The following is a 21,923-nucleotide window of genomic DNA, read 5'->3' as shown; positions in this document are numbered from 1 at the left end:
TCAGACCACCACGCAGGGCATCCCGCGGTACAGATTGCGGTATTTGGGGATGTTGTCCTTGAGCCATCCCTTGTACTCGGCAATCGTGGTATCGTAGATGCCTTGGGCATTATATGCCGTGCTGCGCGACACTCCGTCCTTGCTGATGCTCTCGTTGGTCATGCCTGATCGGTATGCCTGCTCGGCGGTGATCAGGACGGATATCGAAGCGGCGTAGCCGACCATCTTTATGAGTTCCGCGTGCTTGTCCGTCACGCCGACCAGCAGCTTGTAACGCCAGAAATTGGCGATATATTCCCGGACCCCCCAGAAGTTCATCCCCAAAAAAAATGCGTAAAACATGGCGAACTGGCTGTTGTACGGCAGCACGTCCACGTTGCCGGTCTTCCGGTTGACTGTAAGGGCTCCGGCTTTCAGTTCCAGGGCCTTGGTGTCTCCGAGGTATCCGACCAAGCTATCGACCGCGACGACTTGGTGGTACGGCAAATCGATATGCCATGACATGCCTCGCTGGTTGAAGTCCTTTTCGTAGTAGGCCAGGGAGGTGGCCTTGGCGTCGAAGTATTCCCCTTGGTCCGGTGCCGAATAATACGGATCCGTGGCAATGCGTAATGGCTCCAGCGATACCTTCAGGGCGTCTTCGATCTCCGTCGTCGCCTTTTCGATCTCCGAGCGCAGAAATTCGTCTGTAAGCTCTTGCTGGTCGATCAGGATACCCTCGGCAGCGTTTGCGTCGGGAAGCGCGTAGAAATCGATTTCTGTTTCAACGTAGTTGCCTTTTGCATCGATCAGTATTTCCTCGATGCTGTCCTCGGTGATCGGGGTGGCGACTCCACCGTCCCAGGTCAGGGTTTTGGCCGTAGCATCCCAGGCCAGCGCCTTGACGCCCTTGGTGGTGCTCTTGGACACGTTGGTAATGACCACGCCGGTCACGACTGATGGCTGGCGCTTGGGGGCCATTTTCAGGCCCGCGACCAGGTGAAGGCCCTGGCAGTATGATTTTCGCAGTTCGGCGGCGGTGATCATGGCGACTTTGAATGTTCCCGCCGTCGTCAGGCTCCCCTGCGTAGCCGTTATGCTGTAATCGCCGCGGTTGATATGCGTGATCCCGTTGGCGTCGGTGATGCCGTTCAGGTCAAAAGCTACAACTGCGCCCTTTGCGACGTCGCCGTTGAAAGTCACCGGGAGGGTGGCAATCGGGATCCCCTTCTTTTCGATGGATACCACGACGGATTCAGATACAAGGGCGGTGGCTGGTGTCGGGACTATCCGGGCCTGCACCACCGATCTGGCCGGCTCGAACCGGGAGTATTCTTCCCGGTTGAGCCGTATTTCGATGCCAGTGAGTGCCATTATTCGGCAGGAGCCAATGCAGCTTTGCGGGCGGTGGCGGCGGCCAGGACTGTTTTCCTGGTGTCATCCCCGACCAGGACGTCCACAGCTTCGGCGGTTTCGGCGGCGTTGATCTGCTCGATCAGGACGGTGGCAATGACCTTCACAGTGCTGTCGTCACTGGCGGCGCTGGAATCCGATGCTGATCCGCCATTGACGGTCGGTTTCCAGTAGTTGGGCAGGCCGATTTCCAAGAGGATTTCCGCTTCGTCGTTATCGACCAGGGCCAAACCCACGGCGCCCTTATCCTCGAACGTGATGGTACGCTGCTCGTTGCTCTTGGTGCAGATGTTGACGTCGCCTTTGTGGATGGATGCAATCTCAATCGTTTTTGTGGCCATACTTTCCTCCGGGTGTTTTTTTGATAAAGAGGGGAGTTTGGACTCCCCTCTTTTGCTCACTGTTTGCTATACGCTACTTACGCCGTAGGGTAAGTCCCGCAGTTCTTGTAAATGATCAGGCGCTCGGGGGCTTTGAGCACGCTCACCATGTAGACCAAGAGCAGGAAGGGGAAGATGGTGCCAACCTGCGGCAGCGGCATCTTGATCAGCGGGGTCATCTGGGCAATCGCAATGTCTGCCGGGTTGGGCTTGAACAGGATTGCGATACCGTCGCCGGGTTTACCGTTGACGTCCAGCGGTTTCCATGCGCCCTGGTCGACGAACGTCAGGTTGCCGGCAGCGGTCTGGGCCACCTTAGCAATCCATTTGGCGTCGGAGCCGTCAGCAGCAAGGCCGCGGTAGATACGGTAGCCGGTGGCGCCGGTGGTACGGGTGATCACGATGGTGACCCGCTGGCCTGCGGTGGGGGCTACTGCGGTGCAGACGACCGGCAGCGATTCGCCCACGTCGTTGAAGGCTGCCACCGAGTAGTAGTACGTCCCGGCGAACAGGGTGGAGGCGGCATCTGCCGTTGCTGCCGGCTGGGTGGTGATGGCAGGAATCGCCGGGGAGTTGGCCAGAGCGACTGTTGCCGGTACGCCACCATCGACTTCCTGCAGCAAGATACTGTGGTCAAGCTGCATGGTGCCGAACTCGGTGTCGTACTTATCGATTGCCGTACCGGGGGTATAGACCTGGCCGGTTGCGGTATCCTTGTTCATACGGACCATGTTGGCGGCGGCGAACTGCTTGTTGAGGCCGCTCTTAACGTGGGCAGAACTCAGGCAGATGTAACCATCGACGGAGGGCTGCTTGCCGGTAGTGACCAACGAGAGCGCGGATTCGTCGAGGTTGCTGAATCCCAGAGGCTTGCCCTGCATATCGATCACGTTGGACGATTTCTGCGCCATGAGGGAGGTCAGAAGGCCGTCGAAGTTGACCTCGACGCCGTTGCCGTCCTGGATGGCAGCCTGGCCGAACACCAGCTCGCGCTCGATTTTTTCGAGCAGTTCCAGGGTGCGGTCGCGGTTCTCACGGACGTTCGGGTCTTCAAACACGCCACCGTTCTGGCCGGCCACCAGCATCTGGTGAGTAACGCCGCCCTGGACGCCGAGGTATTTGGTGTAGACGCCGTTACGCGAGAACGTAGAGTTGCGGCCCTGCGGTGCGCCACCTTCAGCGAAGCCTGCGCCACCGGCACGGTTGCTGCCGTATCCGGTGTGCTTGTTGTACTGGTAGTACGCCTGGGCACTCGGGACTTTGGGCAGGTAGTTGTACACCTTGAAGTGCTTCTCGGTGTAGAGGACTTCGGTCATCACCGAGTCCAGGTTTTCGAGCATCAGCGGGCCGGCAGACGAGCCGGAAGCGGCGCCGCTCTGGGTCGAGTAGAGGGCCTTGCGGAGATCTTCTACCCGGTCATCGCCGGTGATTTCCATGCCGGCGCTTTTAAGGATCTGGTCATAAGACAGTACCATGTGCTGTGTTCCTCCTTGTTGGTTCCGGCTAGAAGCCGATTTCTTTTCTTACGTCTTCGGGGAGACGGTTGACATCTCTGTACGTTCCGAACACCGAGAGGTATCCTGCGGCGACCCGGCCTTCATCGACCGCCTTGTTGAGCGCTTCCCGGACCTCGCTGTTGGTCTTCTCGCTCTTTTCGATATGCTCGGCTTCGCCCATTCCCAAAACCGCCTTGTTGGGGATTACCGCGCCGCCAGCCAGGGAATCGATGGACTTCTTGATCCCTTCGAGGCTGTCGGTATCCGGCATGGCTTTGACCAACATCCCGACGACCTGGGCGGTCTTGATCTGGAGGTTCAGGGATGCGGCCAGGGATTTGCGGATCACATCGAGGGCTCCGATGGTGGTGTCCATGCCGTCCTGAACGGATTTCGTCAGGGTGGCGTACATTTCGCTCGCCTTGACCAGCTCTTCGGAGAACGCGGCGCTCTGCTGGGATTTCTCAACGTCGTCGTCCGCGTCCGAGTCGTTTTCCGGCTCCGGTTCTGCGCCCTTGTCATCATCGCTCGCAGTGCTTTTGGCGAGGTCCGCCTGCGCGGCTGCTGCGCCTCCGAGTTCGTCTTCCAGCGATTTGGTGAGCGTGTCGATTTCGCTTTCCTGCTCGCCGGAGACAGACTTCTCGATTGCATCGAGTTCTGCCATTGCCTTTTTCAAGGCCGTCTGATCTTTTACCATCTTGGTTCCTCCTGGTTTTATGTGACGATTCCTGCCTGTTTAACTATTCCGGCGAGGTCAGGGTTGTATGCGGATCCGGTGATAAGTCTCCGCAGGAAGTTGAGGCTCTCGTCCCTGGACGCGCCGCGGCATTTCTGGAGGTGCTCTACTGCCCCCTGCATGCCGTTTATGAATTTCCCGTTGCCATTGCAGCATCCGCAGTTGGTGTCGCCGTACAGCAGGCACGTAATGCCCCTGTCGAGGTTTTCCCGCATGAGCGGGGCGCCATTCGTGGTATCCAGGGCCTTACTGATGTTCTCCCGGTCCTCTTTGGAAACCGGGGCGTGATCACCACAGGAGTGCCCCGGGATAAACAGCGGGCTCTCCGGGTTGCAGCGACCGCAGCAGAGCGACTTTGCGAACAGTTCGACCGTTGCCTCCGGGTTGACCGGCTTGTGCGTGAGCGCGCAATGTTTCACCACGGACTTGACGATCTTCTTTCCCTTGCGTTGCAGCACGCCGCCCTCGACCGAATACGCCAGGCTTCTGGTCCCTGACTTTTTCAGGGCCATACCGAGCGCCCACATCTCGTCGGCAAGGCGCAGTTGCTCGCTGGTCACGTCGCCGGCATCGGTGCTCTTGAGCAGTTCGCTTTCGACCCAGAGCCCCTTGTCGCGGATCTCGGCCTTGATGGGGTAACCGATGATGATCGGCATCTTCGCGCCGCATATGTCGCGGTACTGGTGGTCGTAGTTGATGAATCCGGATTTAAGCAGGGGGGAGAAGTCGATTCCCTTCTGCAGGATCGTCTCGCCGTCCTGATCCATGGATTCGGTCGATGCGTAGCCGCGCACGATGCGGCGGTTCCCGTCTCCGCTCTTGCGTAGCTCCATCTCCACCGGCATTTCGAATAGGACTTGGCTGTCTTCCATCTGCTACCTCGGAACGAAAAAACCCGGAGACGGCACGGTGTTTCGTGCTGTTTCCGGGTTCAGGTGATCGCCATTGGCGAGTCTAAATAACCGCTATTCAGTTGTTATGGCCGGGCCTAAACGCTTTTAAACTCGACCTTCTTTACATCCTTCGGGCTGCAGTGAATGACTATTTGCCCGAACTGTGTCGGCAGCATGCCTTGGTCTGCCATGAACTTCTTGAGCACCCCGAGATCTACCGGGATGCTGTTATTGGACACGAGCCAGTTTTTCTGTGCGAACTTATCCATGTTTTCCTGAAAACGTTCGCACCATTCAACTGCCGATACCGGCTTGCCTTTGAAGCTGTTATCTGTCTCTGCTATTACTTGTGGGATCAGCTTATTACGCTCCAGCTTGCAATTGCTCATTACCACCTCCCCATTGGTTATGTTCATGGTATTGGCGGGTGTAGCGTATGTCAAACTATTTGTCTCCCCGTTACCGTTTCCCGTAGCGCTTCTTGTCCCGCATCTTGCGGTTTGGCTTCTTGTACCCAAGGTATGACCGCTCTATCGTCAGTATCTTGCTTACCTCTTCGTCGGTAACGAATCGCCATCCCTCGGTGGTAAAATAGCGGGCCGGAGAAAATCCGTTTTTGATCATCCTCACCGTGGCGCCATATCCCAGGTCTTCCTCCCAAGCGGCTTCCATCAAGCGTTGCAGTTCCTGCCTGTAGCAGAGGGGGCGCTCCCCCTCCCAGCGTTCGACAAACCGTTTCCATGCGTGCCGGCTTATTTGCGCGTGTGCGAGTGCCTCCATATCAGTCTGCTTTTGCCAGTTCTTCTTTGAGGTCTGCGGTGTCGTCCGGTACCGGGCTCTCCCCGGCCTTGGCCAGCCGCTGGGCGATCCAGATGGGGAAGGTTATAAAGTGGATCCCGTTGTTGACTCCGTCGTTGCCGTCAGAGGTGTGGTGCTCCCTGCACAGGCACATTGCGTTTCGGATATCGTCTACGGTCGTGATCGGCTGGGCCTTGAGCAGACGGCCATACCCGTACACGTCCCATTCCTCGCAAAACTCCTTGAGCTTTGCAAAGTCGATATCATTACTCAGGCTCCACTCGCCGCCGTAGTGGTGGACCTCGATATCCTCCGTGGCTCCGCATACCCAGCATTTGAAATGCCCGTCTGCTTTGAGCCTCTTTTTGGTCCTGCGGAACTCCGCCGATTCGGTACGCTCGCCGTGCTCGGGCACCACCACTATCTCGGTCAGGGTGCGTTTGATCATCTTGCCTGCCATTTTTAATCTCCCATCACTTCGTCGATCCGGTCTGACACCAGGAGGATGCGGTATTCCCGCTCTGCTCTGATCTCGCGGATTTTGTCGGTGCGGTTGCTGGCGACCATAATCAGCGGCATGAGCACCAGGGGGATGTACGTTCCACCGACGAACTGGACGATTTCCAGGGTCTTCGGGAAGATAAAGGGGATGCTCACAAAAATCGTGAACAGGTAAATGCAGGCCATCGTGCCGATCTTCGAGGTCAACCAATCGGCGATCTTGCCCGACAGGCTGCCATCGGTCTGGACCTTGTGCTGCATCAGCGTTTTTCTGATGTCCTTAAGGGTGGTGATATCTGCTTCTCCGTCTACCTGGTTTTCAAAGTCGTCGCATTTTATGCAGTGGGTCGTACATTCGTTGCAGTTCACGGCAACACCTCCTTTGTTTGGTATGCGCTACGCAGCGGGCGTACCAATGCCTTCCGCCAGCAGCCTGGGGTTTGCCCTGGTTGTCATCACCTGGGCCTTGAATTCCTCGAACGGCATGGGCGTTATCTTGCCCAAGAATCTCGGGTCATTGTAGTGCTGTAGGTAGAACTTTTCGGCGTCCTCCTGGCTGGGGAATCCGAGCAGAGCCTTTTCCTCGTCCACTTCGGCGAATTCCGGGGCCTTCATTTGGGTGATGATATAAACGTTGGGGGCCTCCCGGTCCGGCCCGACATAGACGTCGTAATGGTCGCCATCGACGCCGAGCGTACCTTTGACGTACCCATATGGCCGTTTCATCCTGGTCATGCCGTTTTCGCCGTTGTTCGGATCCTCCCACTGCCGGATGCTGCCCATGCGGTTCTCGACGCTCACTTTCAGGCCGTTGAAGTCTATGCGGCCATGGAGGGGGCGGGCCTTGATCAAGAACTCGGGATGTCGAACTGCGGCATCATTTGGGGTCGGTGCCTTTCTTCTGATGAGGTACAGTTCTTCCGATAAAATCACATAGTTGAAGGTGATGTTTTTGCTCTTGCACAAAATTGTGGATTTGGTAATATTGTCTTGGATGGTTGCATGTGGTGCCACGCCCACCCCACGAAGTGCGCCATCCGCGAGCGGGTTCGGCTGGGATTCCCGCTTGATTTTTTTACTTACGTCCTCCCAATCGTATACCGTCAAGAAAGTTCTTTCCCCGACAACCTTTTCTTCCAATGCCACCCGTATTACTTCTCCGTCTGTGAACCTTCCGAGCAGACCATACTCTTTTGCCCCATCTGCCCTGTCTCGAATTTCATCTACGAACGGTGTTGTTTCGAGTGTTGCTTTAACTTTCGGAAGCAATTTGAGCCTTCTTTTTATGCTGGCTTCCGGTATTTCTCGCATGTGCTTGCCAAGCAAATGTGCCAATCCTGTTTCAGTAAATCTGATGGGGGCACCATTAAATGCCGGGCTGTTTATCGGTGTTGGCATCAATTTCAGCCTATAGTATTGCGTCCCTATGCTTTTCGCTTCTTCCATGGTGACATTGTTGCTGTTATATAGGTCGGGGACATTGAGTGGTTTCAGCATTCTGGCAATTTCCATCCCACGACCAATTTTGGTTTCTGCCGTGGGGGAGAGGTAGTTAGGACCGTTTGTTTTCGTGGTGCTACCTGTTGCGAACCTGCCATGTTCGCCATGGTTCGGGTTGCTCTTGCGCAGCAGGTACACGCCTGAACATTCGGCTTTAAACAGGGGGCCTCGGGGCTCACCTGTTTTGCAGTAATAGCACTGTTCATGCGTTATTTTGACTTTGGTTTTTGGGGTTCTGATGCATCGGCAGGTCGTTTCCGACCCACAAGATGGGCAAGTATTCTTTGTGCAGTGATGTTCTACTGCTCCTTCTTTGCCGCAGTCTCCGGTTTCTTCTTTGCCTTCTCCGCCGTTGCTTTTTTCTTGTCGGCTGCGTCCATCTTGTCCGCGTCGGCCAGTGCTTTTTGCAACAGTTTCGACTTGCGGGCATACTTCTGTGCTTCGGTCAGTTCTGCCATATGTCCCTCCCTTGGTTTTCGTGAGTAGGTATAAGCCTGCGGCGCACAATGACTTCCTGACACCTTCATCGGAATGGCTCACCTTGTCAAGCGCCTGCTTTACCACCTGCTGTTTGGTCTTCGGCTTGGCCGGCCCGGAGAACATATCCACCTCTGGGTTCTCCCTGCTGGCGACCTCGTCCTTTATCCCGTTGCTGATCGCCCGGAACACGTTCTCCAGGCGGTTCCTGGATCCGGTGCGGTCGGCCACGGCCAGTATCATGTCCACTGCGAAATCAGTTTTGAATTTCGGCGTGTCTCCGGTGAAATCCAGAGCGCCGGCATTCCGCAGGTTGTGTTCCAGTTCGGCCCGGCTCTCGCTCTGGTGGGCCATGGTGTACTCTATGGCCTCCATCATGTCCGGCACCACATCCAGGTCGTCATGCCCCTGCGTCTGGGCAAAGTCGGGGACGCATGCGTTGAGCGCCTTCATGACGTTCCGTATCTTCGGCTTCGCACTCTCGGCCTGCAATTCGGTCAGCACGGAGCTTCCGTACACCTTCGTAAATACCGCGTTTTGTATCCGCTCGATGCATTTCTTGTTCGGGTCGCCATCGGCGTCACGGAGGCCGGCTGCCTCGTTCTTGCCCAGCTTATCGAGGAATCCGTTGATAAATTCCATGTTGTCGTCGTTGTAGACTTCCCCGTCTTCGTCGACCATGAACTTCTTGAGCAGCGTGTCGTCGATCCTGCTGGCGTCGGTCCATGCCTGTTCTGCCGGCGAGGAACCGAGATTCCCGGTGTCGTTGGCCTCCCGGGCGAACTCTGCCCGGTCCGTGTTCGGATCGTCGTCGTTCCTCACCCTGACCAGCACCGGGTTTTTCATCTTGTCGACGTCTTCCGGTTTCAGGCCAAAATCTGCGGCGTTCTTTTTGATATGCTCCTTGTAGTGATCGGCCAGACCGCGCTGGTACGCCTCGGCCAGCGCGATGGTGCGACCGTTCCCCGACTCCACTGCTCCGTCCTTGCCGACGATGGGGGCGCCGTGGGCGGCCATGCCGGCGCCGGTGAATAGCTCGGGCTTGATGTCGTTCATCATGTTCGCCATCTGCATCTGGCTGGACAGGCGTTCGCGCTCCCTCGGCTGGATTTCCTGGGGGTATGCCTTATTGACGTGCCCCTGGATCGTGTGGCTCGTCGTCAGGTCGTCGGCCTCCACCAGCGCATATTTGCTGTGGACCGGATTCAGTTTGGCGGTATAGGACTTGTCGTCCTTGCCGAAGGTAAACGTCAGCGTCTTCTTGCCCGTGTCGACGCTCTGGACCTCCTTCTTGCCCTGCAGGTTGCCGATGGCCTTGTCCTTGGCGGCGGCATCACCCCCGGCAAAGTGGATGGTATGCTTGTCGCCATCCTTCGACATGATGAGCGTGTGCCCGTCCTTGTCGTATTTGGTGGCGGTCTTGTCCCGGTTGACCTTGTACCCCAGGTGGTTGAGCAGCTTCTCCCGGTAGTCGTCTACCGCCGCCGTGTAGGTGTTCGACCGGGAGGTATTCATGGTGTGCAGTACCGCTGCCGGGTCGTCGCTGGCAAGGGCCGCCTCGCGCATCTTTTTCATGCCCCGTTCTGCGGTTTGAAGGGCGGGGTTGTCCCGGTTCTTGGCCTGGATTTCCTCATGCTCCGGCATGTCTTCCTTCTTGCCGGGCTTGGCCTTTTCGTCCTTCTCGACGGGGTGGACCTCGCGGGCTTTCCATCCCTGGTTCTTGAGGTGCTCTGCCAGTTCGTCGCCGTGCTTGATCGTGGCCCCGGTGTGGATCTCTTCGTGGTGCTCGTTCTGGTGCCGGAGGATGTCCTGGTGCTTCTTGATACGCTTGTCGTCGTGGGCCTGAACGACGCTGCCGTCCTGACGCACATATTGGCGCACATGGGATTTGATCAGCAGGAACCGGTCCATGAGGTCGTACAGCTTGGCCGATCCGACCATGCGGACGCTCTTGTTGATGGTTTTGAGATCCCGCGCTGCTTTGTCCCACGAGGTAAAACGCACCGCCCGGTCATCGAGGTAGGCGTCTGCTATCGGCTTCCCGGGGTTGGTGCCCTCCGGCTGGTCGCTGTTGGTGTTGATCTCGTCGTATGGCACGCCGGCCATGGCGAGGTAATCGCGCAGGGCAGGGGTGTCCTGCCTGGTGGTGAATATGATCACCTTCCATCCATTGGCTTTGAGTTCCGATAGCACATCGGCTGCCGTGAGACCGGTACCGGGATCTTTGATCGGCGCCCCGAATATATCGGCTCCTTGGAAACCCTGCGAGTAGTCCGCTATGACGCCGTCAAAATCCACGCAAACGGTATTCTGGCTCTCGGCCTTGCGGAGCGTTTCGAGCGCTTTCATGCTTTTGAGAAATCCGCGGAGTTCCTGTGCGCCCTTGGTGCGGGCCAGTTGCCCCAGCGCGGTCTTCATCCGGGTCTGTACCTGCTCCTTGTCCCAGGCATCGCCGTCCGGTGCCGGTATCCGCTTCCGGTTCAGAGCCGCGGCAATATCCGACTCCTTGTATCCGTGCTCGAAGTTTCCGAGGCCGAATTTCATTTTGACTATCGCTTCGGCGATGGGGTCGTCCATGCGCTTCAGTTGGCGGAGGATGCCGGTTTCCAGTTGGGCCTTGTCGGAGGCCGTCGCCTGCTCTCCCTTTTTCTCGACTACGGCGCCGGAGAGTCCCTGCATCCCGCTCTCGAAGTCGTCCTCTGCTCCCGAGTCATAGGAGTTCTCGTTCTGCTGGCGCTCCTTGTTATCCATGAGGTGGCGCAGGGCCGCCGTCTTGCCGGCGCGGGTCATGGATAGGAGTATCCGGCTCTCTTTGCTCTTGCCTTCAAGGTTTGCCTTGAGTTCGTCGAGGTCCGCCTGGGGGGCCTTGCTGGTTTCGGTGCGGTAGGAGTTCATGGCCGCCGTGATATATTCGCTGTAGAGCTCGTTGGCGTCAGGATCGTCGTTGTGCAGGACGCCGTTGGCCTCTACAAAGTGGGGGTTGAATCCGTTTGTGCCCGCCAGATGCGACAGGACCGCCCGCATGCGCTTAACAAAGGCGGGGTGCTGTAGTACCTCGGCCTCAGACAGTTGTGCCCTCTGCTGGCCGATTTCGGCCCTGCGTTTGCTCTCGTCGGCGCTGATGGTGCTGCCGCCTCCCGAGGTCGTCTCCCGGATATTGCTTTTGGCCGATTCTGCCTGGTGCTCGTCGGGGGTCCATATGTGATCACGGTGCGCCGATATCTTGGGCGGGTGGAACACGTATCCTTCCCTGTTCGGCTGGATAACAAAGCCGGCCTCGTGGCTGCCGCTGACGATGGTGCCCTTTTTTTTGCGCGGTTGACCCGGCATCCGGTAGTAGACCTTCTGCCCGTGGTGGAGGTCTTCCCCATCACCGCCCCTGACCGTTACTTTCGCCATGGTGGGTTTCACCTGCACGGCGGCGCCCGATGCGGTATGTCTGGTATATCCCTGTCTCGCCCTGGTTTCTTCATGGGTAGGGGTCCAGTCGAAAAGCGACATTTGGGATTTGGTTAAAATTCTCTTAATCAGTGAGATCATTCTTGCCCCCGGAAAGGTAGTTGCGCTAAGTATATGGCATGGTGTAGCGCATATCAAACACTTTGCCGCATCATTCTGGCCGGGCATCTTGTCTCATCCGTAGTCATTCTACCCTTGGAGGATATTGCAATGAGAAACCGGATCGACTATTTCGCCAACCTGATCAGCATCATCGGCTCGCATTCGTCGAAGACCGTGGGCCGCGTCGACCCGACATGCGTTGACACCTATGTGGGCTACCTGACTTTGGGCCAGGGCTTTGAAACTCCCGAGGCAGGTAAACACGAAGGCGAAAAATGCGTGGATTGCGGATCCGTCGTAAAAGACGACCGGTGTTTCTGCACCGATTATGGTTTTGCGCTGCCGAACAATTACGAGGTCACCATCACCATCCCCTGCTGGGTTACGGAGGTAAGGATTAAGGCCCGCACTGGCGAGGAATATCTGTTTATCTGGGATAACGAGAGCCGGTGGTGCTCCGGTAATGCCGACCTCGCCGAGAAGATGTTGGATACCTTTCTGTCTTGTGCTGATGTCATCGACCGGGACAAGTTTTTGGCCGACCCGACCGAAGGGGAGCCCGATTTCGACCGCATCTTTTGATTATTCTGGCCGGTGGGGGCGGCGTTATTGCATTTTTCGGGACTTTGGGAACCCCTGAAATAGTTCATCCTGTGTTACGCTAAAAAATTTTATTTGGAGGTAAATCATGAAATTACCGTTGTCCTTTACTCGTGGCGATGCTACGGGCTCCGTGCTGCTTAAATCGCCCATGGTGCTGGATGCCGATGGGAAGCGCGTTGTTGCAATCGCCTGGTCGCCGGCGCTTACTGGCTGCCCGGTGGAAGGCCTCGACCAGGTGGCTGCTGGCTTCGCTGCGTATCCCGAACTGCTGGACGCCCTGCATGCAGTGCTGGCTCCATTCCGGCTGTTGGCGGAACGGTTGCCTGACGAGCAAAAGCCGGATGCACAAGCTCGTATCGATAAGGCTCTTGCCGCCATAGCGAAAGCGGGGGGAGGGCGGCCATGAGCAAACACATCAGGGGTCCGTGGAGGATTATACGCAGGGGAAACCAGATGGGAACCCGGTCCATTACCGTTGCAGATGCCAAAACCGCCCCCGTGGTTACATACCGAGGACCATCACCAGAGCAAGAAGCCTACGCCGCACTAATCTCCGTCGCCCCAGAACTGTTGGATGTGTTGGAACTTCTCACCGACTGCATGGTGGAGCGTTACGCGCACCAGCCGAGCCTTGGAGACAAATGTGCTTGTAAAACGTGCTCTCTGCAAAAAGCTAAACCCTTAATTGCAAGGGCGAAAGGTGAACATCCATGACCCCAAAGCCCTGGAAAAATGCTCGCATGTGGCGGCAGGAAGGCTACAAGACGCTCTTTAAAAACGGTGCTGTCCTGCTGCTGCCTCCTGGCGGCGACTTCGTTTATCGGCGGGCTATCGACTCCGGCGCCTGGATGGATATTCCCGATCTTTCCCGGTGGGAGCGGGTGCCGGTCGCTGATCTTCCGCATGATGTCCGTCTTCAGGTGGCTATGTCCTTGATGAATTGCTACTGTGACCGTGGCATCGGGCTGTGTGATTTCTGCGCTGGCGTCCGTTCGCATGCCTAGCTTGTAGCGTATATCAAACAATGGAGGATATGCCTCGTGTTCGACAATAAAAATTTTTACCCGACGCCCCCGGCGCTGGTGTCAAAGATGGTCAGCAAAATAAAGGGTCATCCCGTGAAAGTTTTGGAGCCGTCTGCCGGCAAGGGTGATCTGATCAATGGGCTCAAAGACTCGTTCAAGTACAGCAACAGCCGGTTTGAGGTTTCCGCCATCGAGATCGACCCGATCCTGCAGGCGGCGCTTCGGGGGAACGACGTCAAGGTGATTGATTCCGATTTCATGGGGTTCGCCGGTCCCGATAAATTTGACCTGATTATCGCAAATCCTCCGTTCGACGACGGCGATCTGCATCTGCTGAAAGCGCTCGATATCATGTATCGCGGGCAGATCATCTTCCTGCTGAATGCCGAGACCCTGCGTAATCCGCACACCAATAATCGGAAGCTGCTTGTGCGGCGCCTGGAAGAGCTTGGGGCGGAGATCGAGTTCATCCATGGGGCCTTTGCCAGCGCCGAGCGGAAAACCAACGTGGAGGTGGCCCTGGTCAATGTCGTGATTACCCGGAATGTCGAAGATGATCTATTCGCTGGCTGCGACGATCATGCGGCCCGGGCGTATCAGACCGTCAGCGATAAAAATGAGGTTTCCACCGGTCGGAGTATCCCCGAGCTTGTGGCGGAGTACAACGAGGTCGTGAGCCTGGGGACCGAGACCATCCTGGCGTACTACAAAAATTATCGGAAGATTGGGAAGTATCTGGGCCTCAATAAAGAATCCGACAGCTACTCCTATTCTGGCGATGATCTGACCGGCAAGATGCAGGGCACGCTCAATGCCTTATTGGTTGCTGTCCGCACCGACTTCTGGCGCCGGACACTGGAGCTTAAGGACTTCAAGGCCCGGCTCACGTCTGCGAAACGGCAGGAGTTCGAGCACTCCTTGTCCGAGCACTGCCACATGGATTTTACCGAGAGCAACATCCGGCAGTTCGGGCTCAATCTGATCGGAAGCGCCGAAAAAACGCTGACCGAGGCCGTTCTGGATATCTTCGATATGTTCACGGTCCGGCATTGCTGGGATGATGGGCTTTACGAGAAAAACATCCACTATTTCAATGGGTGGAAAACCAATAAGGCATTCAAGGTCGGCAAGCGGGTGGTGGTTCCGGTGCGGGCCAGCTACGGCTCGCCATTTGTTGGCTATTCTGGTTGGGATCTCAACTATGGGGCGGCGGACTTCTTGGACGATATCGATAAAGTTATGAATTATTTTGATGGTGGCGTTCCTTATCATCCGATGTCTGATGCGATCAAAAATGCCTTTTCTCGCGGTGAATCGTCCGGCATTCAAAGTACATATTTCAGGATCACTTGCCATAAGAAGGGCACCGTTCATCTCACGTTCCGTGACGATGATATCCTGCGCCGGTTCAACGTCGTGGCTTGCCGCGGCAAGGGCTGGTTGCCGGGCGACTTCGGGGCGCGGCCATATCGGCAGTTGACCGTTCCCGAGCGGGCCGTGGTGGATTCCTTCGAGGGGGAGAAGGCCTACGACGCCAATCTGCAGGTGGCTTTGTTCGGAGGCTCGGCCATGCCGATGCTGGAATTGTTCGCGTGATCATTCTGATCGTCAGTCTTGTCTCTGGTGTTGACCATATTTTTAAATCCAAAAGGAGGTTGTTTGATATGCATGTGACTGAAAAAGAAGCCCGAGAGAAGCAGTGCCCTATGAATAGGCAAAGTTCTAGCTGTCTCGGCCCATCGTGCATGTGCTGGAACTGGGTATTTGCTCCTGTCCTCACAAAGCTGGTATATAAGAGCGAGCAGGATTTTGCCCTTGCTGGCGTGGAAAAGCCGGACTTCTCCGATGGTAAATGGGCAGTTGCCACAGGTGATGAGCATGAGGCGGCGTGGCATAAATATATTGAACAATGCCGGAATTTGTCGCTCAATTTTGTGATCCCTGTTGGTTGGACAGCCTCTGGTGTGCCCACATTCGATGATACCGAGGAACCTTTTTGGTTTTTGGACCTGAAAAGGGATTTTGACCCGAATGCAATAGGCTACTGCGGGCTCGCGGGGGGTGCGCTCTAGCTATTGGCCTATTATTCTCTTGACCGTTTATCATTCGTTTGGAGGTTTCTAATGCCTAAGTTTTTGAACCATTATACCCACTGTGGCCGAATCTGGAGCGATCTGTGGGATTCAAAATGCAATGATCGGTGCCCGGTGTGTAGAGCCGAGATCGAGCCACATGCTTCCGATAAAGTCGATGATACAGAAGCCGCCGCCGTGGATGTCACAAAGGTTTTGTTGTCTGCTGCCGACGAGGCCGAGACCGCCTTGGCGGTGGTTCAGCTTTGCGACGATCTGACGCCCCAGGCCCGCTCCTGTGCAAATGGCGCACGGCGCCAGCTTCAGGATGCTATTGCCCTGGCGAAGCCCGGCAGCGTGTTTGCCGAGGCGGTAACGGAGGCCCGGAAGGCGGAACACGACGAGCTTGTATCGGCGCTAAAATCCTGCATTCTCGTTCTGGCGGGCATTGATATGACCAAGAGCAGTTTGGTCCGGGCGCTTGAAAATGGCCGCGACATTCTGGAAAAGGTGGGAGGCTCAGTTGAAGACCACACTCCGTCAGCTTGAATCGTTGTGCTCTGGGCTCAATACCGGCGTGCTGAAAAGTACGCCTTACGGGTTGGGGGTGGTGCGCTACCGCGACGTGATCGCTGTCATAAAAAAGGCCCGCTCTCCGGTGGCTCTGGCCGGTAAGGTGACGCTGTTCATCGGATCCCCCCGCGAGTGCCAGACGTTCCTGCTCGCGGTGGATGGCTATTTGAGGTGGTTCTGTGAGGTGCCAGATGCAAGTTGATGCCCTGGACCCTTACGAGAACGTCGATGCTTATGTCCGCGAGTGCTGGTGCTGCGGCCATCCCCTGGCGCACGACGACGATCACTTGGAGGTGTGCCCTACCTGCGGCCATGGTCGGCTGGTCCCTTATGGGAGCCGGTTCGTAGGGCGAAAAACCGTAATATCCCCATAGACACGGGGAGTTCCCCTTGATATAATTGCGGCATATGACCCTGGAGGGTTCTATGCCGCTTATTTGTCCCAACTGTTCCTACCTGCCTGACGAGTCGGATGCTTTCTGCCCGGCCTGCGGCCATGACTTCGTGGATCTGCCGGCTGCCGGAGATATTGCCGGCGACCAGGATCCGGTTCACGGCCTGGTCGTCGACCGGTTCAAGGTCAACTGTATTGCCTACGGCGAGCGCCTTTCTTTCGATCCCACTATGGATGCTGTTGTCTCGCGCTTTTTATGCGGTCGGTTCCCGGGCCGTATCGATTGTGTGGGTTGCCCTGTCTGCCCAGCCTGCGGTGAGGTCCACTGTACCTGCGGAATGGTGGGTATCTCCATCAGCGTGAAAACGAAAGGCGCCGTTATCGAGACGACGCCTTTGCGGGGTAGGGTGGGGGAGTCACGGCTCCATATCTCTGGGCCGCGGTAGTGCTTACTTCTTCTGGCTTGCGATGATCCTCTTTTGCTTATCGGTAAGCCACGGCTCGTATCCCGTCGCAGCATAAACGCCCTGGCACTGACACCATGGGTGAACTAGCCCCACAACTGCCTTAAGTGCCGGTACACCGTCGTTTCTCCCCCCTGGCTGCACCTGGCCGCCCTTGACTGGGTGCGGCTTCCTTCCAATGTTCGTCCCATTGTTGATCATGTCCGAAAGCCGGAATAAGCGAGGTGTTTTTCCGTCCGGGAGCAGGTAGAGGTACTTGCACTGTGGGCATGCGGTCGGCAGCGGCATCTTGTAGACCAGCTTGTCCACGTCGCCGTCCTGCAGCAGCGCGTGGGCCTGCCCCTGGCGCTGGGCGTCGGTGATCTCGTAGAATGCGACCCGATCCCAATCCCGCGACTTGTCCTCCATGGCCTGGTGCAGTTCGCTTTTGAACTGCTGCCATGTCTCGACGTACTTCTGCGGTATCTGTTCTCCCGCCTCTCGCTTCGCCTCTTCGTCCAGGACGGTCCGTTTCAGCGTGCGGCTGTGGTAGTCCACCGCCATCTGCCTGATCGTCTCGTTGCGCTTCTGGATCGCTATCTGGCCTATTTTCGTTGCGAGGTCCGATGCGTTGTCGGTGATATACGCCGCCGTCTGCTGCTCGGCGATGGCTATCGCTTCCAGGTCCGGCTTCTTGAGCGGCATGTTGAGCGCCAGTTGCATGACCTCGTCGAGGGTGGCGCCCTTGTCTACGGCCTCGTATAGCCTGCCGGCGATGAATGCGTTCTTGAGCAGGTGCATCTCCGGGGGGATGCTCATGGTGAACGTCTCGGCGGTGACATGCTCGGGAACGAGCCCCATCTGCTTCCAACGTTCGAGTTGCTGCGGGTCGGGGTGGTAGTCCTCTGATTGAAATTGGGCCGCCACGTATGCGTATCGGTCCTGTATCATCTGGGTCAGTTGCTGGATCTGGTCTTTGGTCATGGTGTGCCTTCGAGTGGCTTCAAAATGTACCAGCAGCGCAGGTCGCCCGACTCCAAAACGTTCATGCCTTGCCAGCGCTTGTTCGGGTTCGGATCGTGGACGACGAGCCCATTGCAATCGATCACGACGGCATGCGTGGTGTCTTTGAACGTCTTGCTGGGGACCACTCCATAGAAATATCCGTTGATGCTGTCTGCCGGGTCAAGCTCTGGGGCTCTCGTGTATACCCACGTCCCGTCTGGACGCTTTGCTTTGGACGGTGTGGAGGGGCAGCCGAGATATTCGTACCCGATCCCATGCAGAAAATGCCACAGGACGTTGAACCATCCTTTGTCCGGGTACTTCCTAAAGTTCGGGACTTGGTCTATATCGAGGTCGAACAAAGAGGCGATTGCCGCCCTCTGGCAGTCGCCTTTGCCGTGATCGACTATCTCCTGGTTCACTGGGGTCATGCTGCTTCCCCTTGCTGCCGGGGCCGGTCGCTCCCGCTGATCATCTCCGCATACCGCTCGCAGTCATCGGCGGCTCGCTGGAACTCGCGGCACATCATCTCGTACAACTGCCTGACCGCCACCTGGCGCGGGACTTTCGGCGTCTCGTCGCAGGTGGCGGTCTTCCGCAGGGCCTTTTGCAGTTCCTCTCCGATCCCCTCGGATTCGGCCAGCGCGGACAGCGACTTGGTCAGTTCCTCGGGGGAGAGGTTATGCCGGATGGTAGCTTTCACTCTCTGGCGGCCTTTCTATTCCAAAATGGTGCCGGCAGCAGCTATCGCTTCGTCTGTCGCCTTTTTAAGATCGTCATCCGATCCGGAACTTTTTTTGAAATGATTGGGGTCGCTTACGGTCCCAACGGTGTCAGGGGCCTTTTTGTGTTCCAGCGGCCCGTTACCTCTAGCTTTGTCGCGGTCCCATATGTCTTTTATCTCGTCGTGGGAGTACCCTTTGCTTTTGAGGTGCTGGTGGTCGCTTTCAGACCAATTGGGGTGTTTTTTCAGGTCGGCGAGTGTGGTCTTCCCGCCCCGGCCTGTGTCTTCTTTTGCCGGCTTGGCCTTCTTATCGTGCTCTGCTGCCTTTGCTTCGTGATCGGCTTTGCCTTCCGAGTCGTAGTCCAGCTTGGCGGCTTCCCGGTGGGCCTCTGCGGCGGCCTTGTGGTCTTCAGGCTTTCCGCTGCGTTTGGCTTTCTCGCTGGCGGCGTATGCCTTGTCGTTGGCCTTGGTGGCCACCCCGGCAATATCGACGGCTTTGCTGCCGTGCTCCTTGGCTTTATCCTTGTGGAAGTTGCTCGATTCAATGTGCTCATCAAAATGCTCACTACCGAACCCGCTCTGGTTCGCGGCATGACTGTGGGCATCCTGCGCCCTACGGTGCTGCTCTGCGGCCAGCAAGTGGATACTTGCCCCGTGGTTAAGGGAATGGGCATTGTGCTCGGTCTTGTGCTGGTCGGCGATCTTGCCGATGTGTTCGGCCATATCCGACTGTGCCTTGGCGTTGTGCTCCGCGTCCTTCCGGTTGAAAGTCCCTGCCGATTGCCCGGCCCCCAGGTGTACGCTGGCCTTGTAGTAGTGGTCGCGCATGGCCTCCCCGTCGCCGGCGCGGTGCGCGGCCTCCATGGCGTCGATATGCTTCTTGGCTGCGTCGTGGTGGAGCGCCTGCAGCTTCTTCATATCGGGTTTTCCCCAATTCATGCCAGCCTGGTGCTTGTCGGCAGCGGCGCTCGCTTTCTCTGCGTCCTGGCGCTTGTTGTCATACTCCTTCGCGGAATCTGCCTTGCCCTTGTGGTGCTCGTCGGCTTCTTCCTTCGAGTCAGCATGGACGTTGGCATGATGGTCGAGCCACACCCTATGCCCGTCATCGGCCTCAAACTCGCGGACCGGCCTGCCGTCGTGATTCGACGTGCCTTCTTTACCAGTGCTCTGGTATTCCTTTCCGTTGTGGTTGAACGATGTTGCTTTCTCCGGGGCTTTGTCGTTCATGCCTGTTGCCTGGCCAATAATGTTCGGGTTCCGGCTGTCGTCATGCTCTTTGACCTGCACCGTTGCGCCGGACGCGGTGGTTCTGGTGTACGCCTTGACATGCGACTTCTGCAGGAGGCTGGTGGCGGCTGCCGTGGTTTCGGCAATGGCTTTGTTGAGGTCGTCGACTTCTTTCACTGGTGTTCTCCTTCCAATATGGGGTGATTACTGTAAGCCTGTTCCGTTGAATGATCGCTATAGCTGGTCGTCGAGGCTGATCTGGAGAAACTTGGTCTTTCGCCGCGCTCCCCTGCGGGACTTCCGCAGTGCCTTGTAATACTGATCGCTGCCGTCGTCCTGCTGGTCCTGGTCTTGTTGATCGTCGCCCTGATCTTGCTGGTCGTCATACTGGCCGTCGTCGCCCTGGTCCTGCCCTTGCTGACCGGCCATGCTGAATGTGTTAATGTAGTTCGGGATCGCGACGTCTGCCGGGTAGTTCCAGGGGTTCTTGTCGTACAGTTCCTTCTGCGGATCCCCCTCCTGCAGCTTGTTGTACTGCTCCGGTGGCAGCCAGAAACCAATCGGGGATTTCCCTTCTTCGGAGCGCGCCTCATTTCTGGTGTCCCACTTGGAGACCCGGGCGGTGCGGATATCGACCGCCGCCTTTTCGTCTTCCGGGTTCAGGCCAACCAATATCAGCTTCAGGTCGTCATAGCGAGGGTGAATAATGCAGTCGGTGAACCACTCGCACATATCCGTCAGCGACGGTATCAGGCCATGCTCCTTGCTGAATTCAATCTCGCTGGCCGGGTTGGCGCCGAACAGGTTGCCTCCCCCGTTGCCGCTGTCCATTTCCAGGTTCAGGGTGCTGGGGTGGGCGCCGTATGCCGCTGCCTTGAGCATGATGGCCAGGCGGATCATCTGGTCGAACAGCATGTCTTTTGGCGACTCGCGCAGTTTCACGCTCTCGATCTTGAAGTTATCGATATCGCCGGCAGGGATTACCGGCAGCCGCCAGTTGTTGCCGACGCCCCCGGCTTCCGCGAGTAGCTGCTGCTTGAATGCTTGGAGCCCTTCCTTGTCGTAGTCGCCGGCGACGGTCAGCACCTGCTCGGGGTAATTGGTCTTGAACATCTCCCGGTTGTAGGTCCAGGCCATGAGCAGGGTGGTGGTAATGTCCAGCGAGAGTTCCAAGCGGGACTCGCCGTATCCGAACCGGTTCATCTGGTCGCTGGGGTTGCTGATGTGGACGCTGATCTCGTCGTCGGTGAATGCCGCCGTGATCATCCCGTCGATCATCTGGACGTATGCCGCATTGGCGATATCGAAGCCGGTTGCCAGCGACATTTTGTCGATGGTGTCCTTGGTGATCTTGCCGTCCTTCTCGTTCTTCTGCGCCCAGGCCCGCACCGACTCGTCGACGTTCTTGATGCTCTCGCCCGGGAGCCAGTGGAAGGCGGCATACCCCTGGCCGTCGCGGCGCTTGTACCGGAGGATGCATTTGCGGTCGATGATCAGTTCCGCCCGGGTGAGTACCGAGACGAGGTCTTTGAGGTTGGTGTGCGGCCTGACGTTGTGCGGGTATAGGTAGATGAATTCGGCGGGCGTCGGGTTGCCGAGCAGCTTCTCCATCTCCGCGCAGCGCTCTTTGTCGTTCTTCGTGACCTTGTAGTCTGGATCGTCCTGCCGCTCGTGGACCACTCGAAAGCCGATATCCTTGTTCTTGCCGTCGTTGGCTTTCTGCCAGATGCGTTTCTGCTGGTCTATCCTGGCGCGGATCAGGATGGCATCGACAAACGACCGCTTGGCCGACTCGTACAGGATGGCGAAGCTCGGGGTGCCTGCGGGCTTCTCCCGGGCGCCGTAGGCCACCATGTTCTGGGCGAGGGCGAACTTGGAGAAGAAAGCGGCCTTGTTCTCTTCGACGCGCATCTTCTTGGCTTCGGCCTTTATGAGTGATTCTGCGGAACGGGACGGGACCAGGAGACCTGCCGGAGTTTCGACGGCGTCCTCCATGAACGACTTGGGGAGATTAATCATTGTATCCCTCTTAAATACAAAAACCCGGAGACGGCACGTTGTTTCGTGCTATTTCCGGGTTTAGGTGATCGTGGTGGCGAGTCTAAATAACCGAGGTATTGAGT

Annotated in this window: 23 protein-coding genes; 8 read left to right on the top strand and 15 right to left on the bottom strand. The window is 57.2% G+C overall.

The window, feature by feature from the left end; all coding sequences use genetic code 11:
* The 10 genes from ET418_RS15365 to ET418_RS15320 all read right to left on the bottom strand — a co-directional run bounded on the left by ET418_RS15365 (position 1) and on the right by ET418_RS15320 (position 11,572).
* Positions 1-1,353, bottom strand: coding sequence for a hypothetical protein (locus ET418_RS15365; RefSeq protein ID WP_149309079.1), 1,353 nt, complete (start codon positions 1,351-1,353; stop codon positions 1-3).
* Positions 1,353-1,733: a hypothetical protein gene (locus tag ET418_RS15360; RefSeq protein WP_149309077.1), complete on the bottom strand. Its 381-nt coding sequence runs from the start codon at positions 1,731-1,733 to the stop codon at positions 1,353-1,355. Before ET418_RS15360 ends, ET418_RS15365 begins: the two co-directional genes overlap by 1 nt.
* Before the next feature lie 77 nt (positions 1,734-1,810).
* On the bottom strand, positions 1,811-3,247 hold the full coding sequence (locus ET418_RS15355) for an SU10 major capsid protein (RefSeq protein ID WP_149309075.1): 1,437 nt from the start codon (positions 3,245-3,247) through the stop codon (positions 1,811-1,813).
* A gap of 28 nt (positions 3,248-3,275) precedes the next feature.
* The gene (locus ET418_RS15350; RefSeq protein ID WP_149309073.1) at positions 3,276-3,965 is read right to left on the bottom strand and encodes a hypothetical protein; all 690 of its coding nucleotides are present in this window, start codon (positions 3,963-3,965) and stop codon (positions 3,276-3,278) included.
* Positions 3,966-3,982: 17 nt separating this feature from the next.
* Positions 3,983-4,876, bottom strand: a complete 894-nt coding sequence (locus ET418_RS15345) for an HK97 family phage prohead protease (protein ID WP_149309071.1) — start codon at positions 4,874-4,876, stop codon at positions 3,983-3,985.
* A gap of 116 nt (positions 4,877-4,992) precedes the next feature.
* Complete coding sequence (locus ET418_RS15340; RefSeq protein WP_149309069.1) at positions 4,993-5,286, bottom strand: hypothetical protein; 294 nt, start codon at positions 5,284-5,286, stop codon at positions 4,993-4,995.
* Between the two features lie 70 nt (positions 5,287-5,356).
* The gene (locus ET418_RS15335; protein WP_149309067.1) at positions 5,357-5,677 is read right to left on the bottom strand and encodes a hypothetical protein; all 321 of its coding nucleotides are present in this window, start codon (positions 5,675-5,677) and stop codon (positions 5,357-5,359) included.
* A gap of 1 nt (position 5,678) precedes the next feature.
* Positions 5,679-6,155 (bottom strand): hypothetical protein, encoded by a 477-nt coding sequence (locus tag ET418_RS15330; protein ID WP_149309065.1) that lies wholly within the window; start codon positions 6,153-6,155, stop codon positions 5,679-5,681.
* Positions 6,156-6,157: 2 nt separating this feature from the next.
* Positions 6,158-6,565, bottom strand: coding sequence for a DUF1003 domain-containing protein (locus tag ET418_RS15325; protein ID WP_149309063.1), 408 nt, complete (start codon positions 6,563-6,565; stop codon positions 6,158-6,160).
* 27 nt (positions 6,566-6,592) lie between these two features.
* A complete protein-coding gene (locus ET418_RS15320) occupies positions 6,593-11,572 on the bottom strand; it encodes a hypothetical protein (RefSeq protein ID WP_149309061.1) in 4,980 nt (1,659 codons plus the stop codon).
* A gap of 270 nt (positions 11,573-11,842) precedes the next feature.
* Between ET418_RS15320 and ET418_RS15315 the strand changes: the two genes are divergently transcribed.
* The 8 genes from ET418_RS15315 (at position 11,843) to ET418_RS15280 (ending at position 16,847) form a co-directional block, all read left to right on the top strand.
* Complete coding sequence (locus tag ET418_RS15315) at positions 11,843-12,316, top strand: hypothetical protein (RefSeq protein WP_149309059.1); 474 nt, start codon at positions 11,843-11,845, stop codon at positions 12,314-12,316.
* A 106-nt stretch (positions 12,317-12,422) separates the two neighbouring features.
* The gene (locus ET418_RS15310; protein ID WP_149309057.1) at positions 12,423-12,743 is read left to right on the top strand and encodes a hypothetical protein; all 321 of its coding nucleotides are present in this window, start codon (positions 12,423-12,425) and stop codon (positions 12,741-12,743) included.
* 304 nt (positions 12,744-13,047) lie between these two features.
* Positions 13,048-13,341, top strand: a complete 294-nt coding sequence (locus ET418_RS15305; RefSeq protein WP_149309055.1) for a hypothetical protein — start codon at positions 13,048-13,050, stop codon at positions 13,339-13,341.
* A 114-nt stretch (positions 13,342-13,455) separates the two neighbouring features.
* Positions 13,456-14,958, top strand: a complete 1,503-nt coding sequence (locus ET418_RS15300) for a class I SAM-dependent methyltransferase (protein ID WP_188055617.1) — start codon at positions 13,456-13,458, stop codon at positions 14,956-14,958.
* Positions 14,955-15,434, top strand: a complete 480-nt coding sequence (locus ET418_RS15295; RefSeq protein WP_149309051.1) for a hypothetical protein — start codon at positions 14,955-14,957, stop codon at positions 15,432-15,434. The genes ET418_RS15300 and ET418_RS15295 overlap by 4 nt, the downstream gene beginning before the upstream one ends.
* Before the next feature lie 51 nt (positions 15,435-15,485).
* Positions 15,486-15,983 carry a hypothetical protein gene (locus ET418_RS15290; protein ID WP_149309049.1) on the top strand — a complete coding sequence of 166 codons (498 nt, stop codon included), beginning with the start codon at positions 15,486-15,488 and terminating at the stop codon, positions 15,981-15,983.
* Positions 15,958-16,209: a hypothetical protein gene (locus ET418_RS15285; RefSeq protein WP_149309047.1), complete on the top strand. Its 252-nt coding sequence runs from the start codon at positions 15,958-15,960 to the stop codon at positions 16,207-16,209. The genes ET418_RS15290 and ET418_RS15285 overlap by 26 nt, the downstream gene beginning before the upstream one ends.
* A gap of 224 nt (positions 16,210-16,433) precedes the next feature.
* Positions 16,434-16,847 (top strand): hypothetical protein, encoded by a 414-nt coding sequence (locus ET418_RS15280; protein WP_149309045.1) that lies wholly within the window; start codon positions 16,434-16,436, stop codon positions 16,845-16,847.
* Positions 16,848-16,850: 3 nt separating this feature from the next.
* Here ET418_RS15280 and ET418_RS15275 read toward each other — a convergent pair whose 3' ends face one another.
* From ET418_RS15275 to ET418_RS15255, 5 genes are read right to left on the bottom strand one after another with little or no spacing between them, the layout of a single operon-like run.
* The gene (locus tag ET418_RS15275; RefSeq protein ID WP_149309043.1) at positions 16,851-17,828 is read right to left on the bottom strand and encodes a hypothetical protein; all 978 of its coding nucleotides are present in this window, start codon (positions 17,826-17,828) and stop codon (positions 16,851-16,853) included.
* The gene (locus tag ET418_RS15270; protein ID WP_149309041.1) at positions 17,825-18,280 is read right to left on the bottom strand and encodes a hypothetical protein; all 456 of its coding nucleotides are present in this window, start codon (positions 18,278-18,280) and stop codon (positions 17,825-17,827) included. Before ET418_RS15270 ends, ET418_RS15275 begins: the two co-directional genes overlap by 4 nt.
* The gene (locus tag ET418_RS15265) at positions 18,277-18,552 is read right to left on the bottom strand and encodes a hypothetical protein (RefSeq protein ID WP_149309039.1); all 276 of its coding nucleotides are present in this window, start codon (positions 18,550-18,552) and stop codon (positions 18,277-18,279) included. The genes ET418_RS15270 and ET418_RS15265 overlap by 4 nt, the downstream gene beginning before the upstream one ends.
* Before the next feature lie 15 nt (positions 18,553-18,567).
* A complete protein-coding gene (locus tag ET418_RS15260; RefSeq protein WP_149309037.1) occupies positions 18,568-19,977 on the bottom strand; it encodes a hypothetical protein in 1,410 nt (469 codons plus the stop codon).
* Between the two features lie 57 nt (positions 19,978-20,034).
* Entirely contained in the window at positions 20,035-21,819 is a 1,785-nt protein-coding gene (locus ET418_RS15255; RefSeq protein WP_149309036.1) for a phage portal family protein, read from the bottom strand.
* Positions 21,820-21,923 lie beyond the last annotated feature (104 nt).

Source organism: Oryzomonas rubra, assembly GCF_008369015.1.
GTDB lineage: Bacteria > Desulfobacterota > Desulfuromonadia > Geobacterales > Pseudopelobacteraceae > Oryzomonas > Oryzomonas japonica.
Note: the sequence above shows the minus strand (reverse complement) of the source record. Positions and strands in the feature narration are given on the sequence as shown.

What these genes read in the sequence shown, in the direction of transcription:
- ET418_RS15355 (WP_149309075.1), bottom strand. Translation starts at nt 3,247, where the DNA reads ATGGTACTGTCTTATGACCAGATCCTTAAAAGCGCCGGCATGGAAATC.
- ET418_RS15330 (WP_149309065.1), bottom strand. Translation starts at nt 6,155, where the DNA reads ATGGCAGGCAAGATGATCAAACGCACCCTGACCGAGATAGTGGTGGTG.
- ET418_RS15305 (WP_149309055.1), top strand. Translation starts at nt 13,048, where the DNA reads ATGACCCCAAAGCCCTGGAAAAATGCTCGCATGTGGCGGCAGGAAGGC.
- ET418_RS15340 (WP_149309069.1), bottom strand. Translation starts at nt 5,286, where the DNA reads ATGAGCAATTGCAAGCTGGAGCGTAATAAGCTGATCCCACAAGTAATA.
- ET418_RS15360 (WP_149309077.1), bottom strand. Translation starts at nt 1,733, where the DNA reads ATGGCCACAAAAACGATTGAGATTGCATCCATCCACAAAGGCGACGTC.
- ET418_RS15275 (WP_149309043.1), bottom strand. Translation starts at nt 17,828, where the DNA reads ATGACCAAAGACCAGATCCAGCAACTGACCCAGATGATACAGGACCGA.
- ET418_RS15310 (WP_149309057.1), top strand. Translation starts at nt 12,423, where the DNA reads ATGAAATTACCGTTGTCCTTTACTCGTGGCGATGCTACGGGCTCCGTG.
- ET418_RS15270 (WP_149309041.1), bottom strand. Translation starts at nt 18,280, where the DNA reads ATGACCCCAGTGAACCAGGAGATAGTCGATCACGGCAAAGGCGACTGC.
- ET418_RS15280 (WP_149309045.1), top strand. Translation starts at nt 16,434, where the DNA reads ATGCCGCTTATTTGTCCCAACTGTTCCTACCTGCCTGACGAGTCGGAT.
- ET418_RS15345 (WP_149309071.1), bottom strand. Translation starts at nt 4,876, where the DNA reads ATGGAAGACAGCCAAGTCCTATTCGAAATGCCGGTGGAGATGGAGCTA.
- ET418_RS15320 (WP_149309061.1), bottom strand. Translation starts at nt 11,572, where the DNA reads ATGGCGAAAGTAACGGTCAGGGGCGGTGATGGGGAAGACCTCCACCAC.
- ET418_RS15335 (WP_149309067.1), bottom strand. Translation starts at nt 5,677, where the DNA reads ATGGAGGCACTCGCACACGCGCAAATAAGCCGGCACGCATGGAAACGG.
- ET418_RS15290 (WP_149309049.1), top strand. Translation starts at nt 15,486, where the DNA reads ATGCCTAAGTTTTTGAACCATTATACCCACTGTGGCCGAATCTGGAGC.
- ET418_RS15255 (WP_149309036.1), bottom strand. Translation starts at nt 21,819, where the DNA reads ATGATTAATCTCCCCAAGTCGTTCATGGAGGACGCCGTCGAAACTCCG.
- ET418_RS15350 (WP_149309073.1), bottom strand. Translation starts at nt 3,965, where the DNA reads ATGGTAAAAGATCAGACGGCCTTGAAAAAGGCAATGGCAGAACTCGAT.
- ET418_RS15315 (WP_149309059.1), top strand. Translation starts at nt 11,843, where the DNA reads ATGAGAAACCGGATCGACTATTTCGCCAACCTGATCAGCATCATCGGC.
- ET418_RS15365 (WP_149309079.1), bottom strand. Translation starts at nt 1,353, where the DNA reads ATGGCACTCACTGGCATCGAAATACGGCTCAACCGGGAAGAATACTCC.